The organism is Nakamurella sp., from assembly GCF_048594475.1.
Classification (GTDB): domain Bacteria; phylum Actinomycetota; class Actinomycetes; order Mycobacteriales; family Nakamurellaceae; genus Nakamurella.
The window spans coordinates 1-4,307 of the sequence record NZ_JBMDXT010000131.1; the positions used below are offsets into that span (position 1 = coordinate 1).

Annotated in this window: 4 protein-coding genes; 1 reads left to right on the forward strand and 3 read right to left on the reverse strand. The window is 70.6% G+C overall.

Annotated features, from left to right (window positions below; all coding sequences use genetic code 11):
* Nucleotides 1–279: hypothetical protein (locus tag ACOJUF_RS06680; RefSeq protein WP_420121081.1), on the forward strand; the 279-nt coding region annotated here is incomplete at its 5' end.
* 95 nt (nucleotides 280–374) lie between these two features.
* On the opposite strand, the gene ACOJUF_RS06685 is transcribed toward ACOJUF_RS06680, so the two are convergent.
* The 3 genes from ACOJUF_RS06685 to ltrA form a co-directional block, all read right to left on the reverse strand.
* Complete coding sequence (locus ACOJUF_RS06685; protein ID WP_420121082.1) at nucleotides 375–1,304, reverse strand: RNA polymerase sigma-70 factor; 930 nt, start codon at nucleotides 1,302–1,304, stop codon at nucleotides 375–377.
* Nucleotides 1,301–1,882, reverse strand: a complete 582-nt coding sequence (locus ACOJUF_RS06690; protein ID WP_420121083.1) for a carboxymuconolactone decarboxylase family protein — start codon at nucleotides 1,880–1,882, stop codon at nucleotides 1,301–1,303. Before ACOJUF_RS06690 ends, ACOJUF_RS06685 begins: the two co-directional genes overlap by 4 nt.
* Before the next feature lie 340 nt (nucleotides 1,883–2,222).
* Entirely contained in the window at nucleotides 2,223–3,689 is a 1,467-nt protein-coding gene (ltrA, locus tag ACOJUF_RS06695) for a group II intron reverse transcriptase/maturase (protein WP_420121084.1), read from the reverse strand.
* Nucleotides 3,690–4,307 lie beyond the last annotated feature (618 nt).

The following is a 4,307-nucleotide window of genomic DNA, read 5'->3' on the forward strand; positions in this document are numbered from 1 at the left end:
ACCGCCATGCCGAACAAGGCGGTCTGGATCGAGGCCTCCACGAGCGAGGCGACGTTCACCGGCGACTTCCGCTTCGGGTACGAGGGCAACGAGTACCTGATCAAGAACGTGACCATCACCCAGCCGGCCGCGCAGAACGCCAACGGCACGGCCGTCACCAACTACCGGGTGATGGAGGCCGATCTGAACGCGGTGAACGTGCCGACCAACCTGCGGGGCGGGATGTTCAACGTGAACCAGGTGCCGCAGCTGAAGTCCTACATCAGCGACGGACACTGACCGACGCGCGACCCGAAGGGCCCGGCCACCGGCCGGGCCCTTCGCGTGCGTCCGGCCGGAGGTTCGGCGGCCGCCCGCGGCCCGGCCGGGCCCGGTCAGCGGGTGACGGATTGCGCCCGCTCGGCGGTCCGGACCTTGTCCGGGTTGCGGACGAGGTAGATGGCGGTGATCCGGTCGTCGGCGACGTCCCAGGTGAGCACGGTGTCCAGCACGTCGCCGACGTAGCCCAGGACGCCGGCCCGGCCGTTGACCAGGGCGGGCTCGATCCGGACCTCGTCGCCGAAGCCCTTGGCCCGGATGCCCATGAGGAACCGGCCCACCTTGTCCGCCGTGCGGATCGGCCGCAGTCCGGCGGAGACCTTGCCGCCCCCGTCGGCGGTCAGCACCACGTCGGGGGCGAGCACGTCCAGTAGGTCCTGCAACTCGCCGGTGGTCGCGGCCCGCAGGAACCGCTCGGCGACCTGCCGGGCCGATGAGTCGCGCGGGGTCGCGCCGTCCGGCGACGGCCGGCGGGCCTGCACCCCGGACCGGGCCCGGTGGGCGATCTGCCGCACCGCCGCGGACGACTTGCCCAGCGCCTCGGCGATTTCGTCGTGGCCGAACGCGAACACCTCGCGGAGCACGAACACCGCCCGCTCGTCCGGGGTCAGCGAGTCGAGGACGACCCTCATGGCCATCGAGACCGCGTCGGCCAGCACGGCGTCGTCGGCGACATCGGGCACCGTCACCAGCGGCTCGGGCAGCCACGGGCCGACGTAGTCCTCCCGGCGCCGGGCGTTGCCCCGCTGCCGGTTCAGCGCCTGCCGGGTCGCGATCCGGGCCAGGTAGGCCCGCGGGTTCCGGATCTCGGACGTCCGGGCCGCCTCCTGCCAGCGCAGGTAGCTCTCCTGGACCACGTCCTCGGCGTCGGTCACCGACCCGGTGATCTCGTAGGCGATGGTGAACAGCAGATCCCGGTGCCGGACGAAGTCGTCCAGGCCGGCATCGGATCCGGGGTCCGGGGCGGGACGGTCGGGGCCGGTCATGCGCCCGGCACCCGGCACGACTCGGAGAATCCCTGGGACGACAGGCCCAGGGTCGAATTGAATCGGGATCGCAGGTTCTCCACGGCCACCAGCATGGTCAGCTCGACCAGGCCGTCGTCGCCCAGGTCGGCGCGCAGGGCCGCGGCCATCCCGTCGGTCACCGCGGGCGGTGTGGCGGTGGCCGCCTCGGCGAACTCCATCACCCGCCGTTCCAGCGGGGTGAACGCGTCGCTGGTGCGCCAGGTCGGCACCTGCTCCAGCTTGGCCGGTTCCACTCCCTGCGCGTGCGCCAGGAAGTAGCCGAAATCCAGGCACCACCCGCACTCGATCTGCACCGCCGCGGTCATCTGCGCGAGGGTGCCCAGGTGCGGCGGCAGGGTGCGCAGCCGGGACACCCCGGCCTCCAGCGCGAGGTCGGCGCGGAGCACCCGCGGGTTGTGCCACATCGCCCGCAGGGGATCGGCCGGGCCACCGAATCTCCGGGCGATCAGGCGGTCGATCCACCTGGCGAACCAGCCCGTCGGCGGGTCCAGGGGAACGCGGGCGCGGGGGGAGCGGGTCAGCGTCGATGTGGTCATGTCCATGGGACACCGGCCGGCCGGGAAATGTGACCGGCGGCCAGGGACGGGCCGCCGGCGTGACCGGCCGGCGTGACGGGCCGGCGTGACGGGTCGGCGTGACCGGCCGGCGTGACCGGTCCCCGGCTGGGCCGGGCCGCGGGATCCGACGGACACCGGGTGGACACCCGCGCGGATCATCCGGCCCCGAATGTGACGGGTGGGACGGTTGAGTGCGATGTCGTCCGGTTGAGTCGGTCCGGGGCGCGGTGGCCGGGTTGCCCCGGTTCCGTTTCCCCGGACCGCTCGCCGAACCCGGCGTGCGTGTCTCGACGCACCGGGCTCTCCACGGGTGCGGCCGTTATGCCGGGGTCGGTGTCCAAGGTGTGGGGATCGTGTATCCGCGCCACCGGTACCGGGTGACCGGCACGGCCGCGAGGTTGAACAACTCGATCCCGTCCGCCGACAAGGGTTTCCACCGGCCACTGGGGTCGGTGAACTGTCGACGGACGTCGGCCCAGTTCCACCGGTGCATGGTCCGCAACCAGCGCACGACCCGCCACCAGAGGAATCTGGCCAGGGTGTTGAAGGTATGAGCGGCCACCGCGTAGCGGAAATAGGTCGACCAACCGGTCAGGAACCGGTTGATCTTGGTGATCACGGCCCCGGGGGGCTGTTGCGATGTCCTGGGCGTCAGGGCACGAATCCTGGCCTTCGCCGTCCGGACCCGCCGGGCGTCGACGAAGGTGTAGACGTACCACTGATCGGTTCCGAACTTCCGGCGCCACTGGAGGTGGAACCCCAGGAAGTTCATGCCCTCGCTCAGGTGGGCCACCCGGGTCTTGTCCGCGGAGTACCGCAGCCCGATGGTGGCCAGGACCCGACCGATGTCTTCGTGCAGGGTCACAGCGTCGTCCCGGGTGCCGTACACGAGGACCGCGAAATCGTCCGCGTAGCGGACGATCCGCCAGTTCGGCAGGCCCTGGGCGCGACGGACTCGCCGCCGCTGGTAGTCGGTGGACATGCTCCCGCCCGGCCGCCAGGGCGCCTGCACGTGCTCATCGAGCACGTGCAGCGCGATGTTGGCCAGCAACGGGGACAAGATCCCACCCTGCGGGGTGCCGGTATGGGTGTCCTGGTGTTCGCCGAGTTCGGTCATCACCCCGGCCTTGAGGAACGCCCTGACCAGCGCCACGACGCGTTTGTCCTTGACCCGGCGACGCACCCGGTCCAGCAGGACTGTGTGGTCGATCCGGTCAAAGCACGCCTCGATATCGGCGTCCACCACCCACCGGTAACCCTGGGTGCCGAACCGCTGAATCTCCGCGACCGCGTCATGAGCCCGCCGACGAGGCCGGAAACCGTACGAGACCGACAGGAAATCGGCCTCGAAGATCGGTTCCAACACCAACTTCAGCGCGGCCTGGACCACCCGATCGGCGACCGTCGGGATACCCAAGCTGCGCAGCTTGCCCGACCCGTGACCCTTCGGGATCAACCGTTGCCGCACCGGCATCGGACGGAACGAGCCGTCCTTGACCGCGAGCCGCAACTGCTCCAGGAACCCCTCGACCCCACCGGGCAGGTCCGCGACCATGGCGGCCCGAAGACCGTCCACCCCCGCGGTCCTGGCCCCGGTATTGCCGACCACCCGGTCGAACGCCACCTGCATCGTCGACCGGTCGTACACGAAATTGAACAGGTCATCGAACCGGCGACCCGGATCGGTCACCGCCCAACGGTGAAGCTTGGTCTGCATCCCCGATACCCGCTGCCACGACTGGTCGTCGCTGCGGCCGCCGCGATTCCCCGGCGGATCTTTCGGCATCACAGCATCCTTCCCCTCGCGTACCCGCTGCCGCCCTTCCCCATGTACCGGGCTCTCCCCGGCTCGGAGTACTACGACGGCTCCGCCCCACCCCCGGCCCGATCGGCCGGTCACGAACCCACCCCGGTGGCCGCGCCGGATCACGCGGCCCCGGGGAAGGACCGGGGATGGTTCCCACGTTCACTGCTGCTCGCTCGACGAAGGAGGAGCCCAACTCGGTCCCTGCGGCATCGACATGGCTACGCCGTAGACCTTCACCACGCCCTCCCGGCAACCCAAGCGACAGCCACCCAGAAGTTCCCCCACCACCATCAGCGGGGTGCGCACCGCACCCGACCCACATCCGCCAGATTCCGGGTCGGTCATCAATTAAGGGACGTAAACGCTGGTTCCTCGCGTACTCCTCTCCGTCACGCTCGCCGGACCCACCCCATCTGGCAGTCCTGGACCGTCCCGGCTTTGTCAGGGCTGCTCCCACCCGTTCCCGGCGTACCCCGGCAACGGGCTGCCCTCAGCTCCACCGCCCCGCTACGACAGGGTCAGCGGTGGTGGCCTCTCACCTCCACTCGAACAAGCAGCGCCTCGTGGCGCACCGCCGGCGTTGATGATCCGCGCGGG

What these genes read in the sequence shown, in the direction of transcription:
- ltrA (WP_420121084.1), bottom strand. Translation starts at nt 3,689, where the DNA reads ATGCCGAAAGATCCGCCGGGGAATCGCGGCGGCCGCAGCGACGACCAG.
- ACOJUF_RS06685 (WP_420121082.1), bottom strand. Translation starts at nt 1,304, where the DNA reads ATGACCGGCCCCGACCGTCCCGCCCCGGACCCCGGATCCGATGCCGGC.
- ACOJUF_RS06690 (WP_420121083.1), bottom strand. Translation starts at nt 1,882, where the DNA reads ATGACCACATCGACGCTGACCCGCTCCCCCCGCGCCCGCGTTCCCCTG.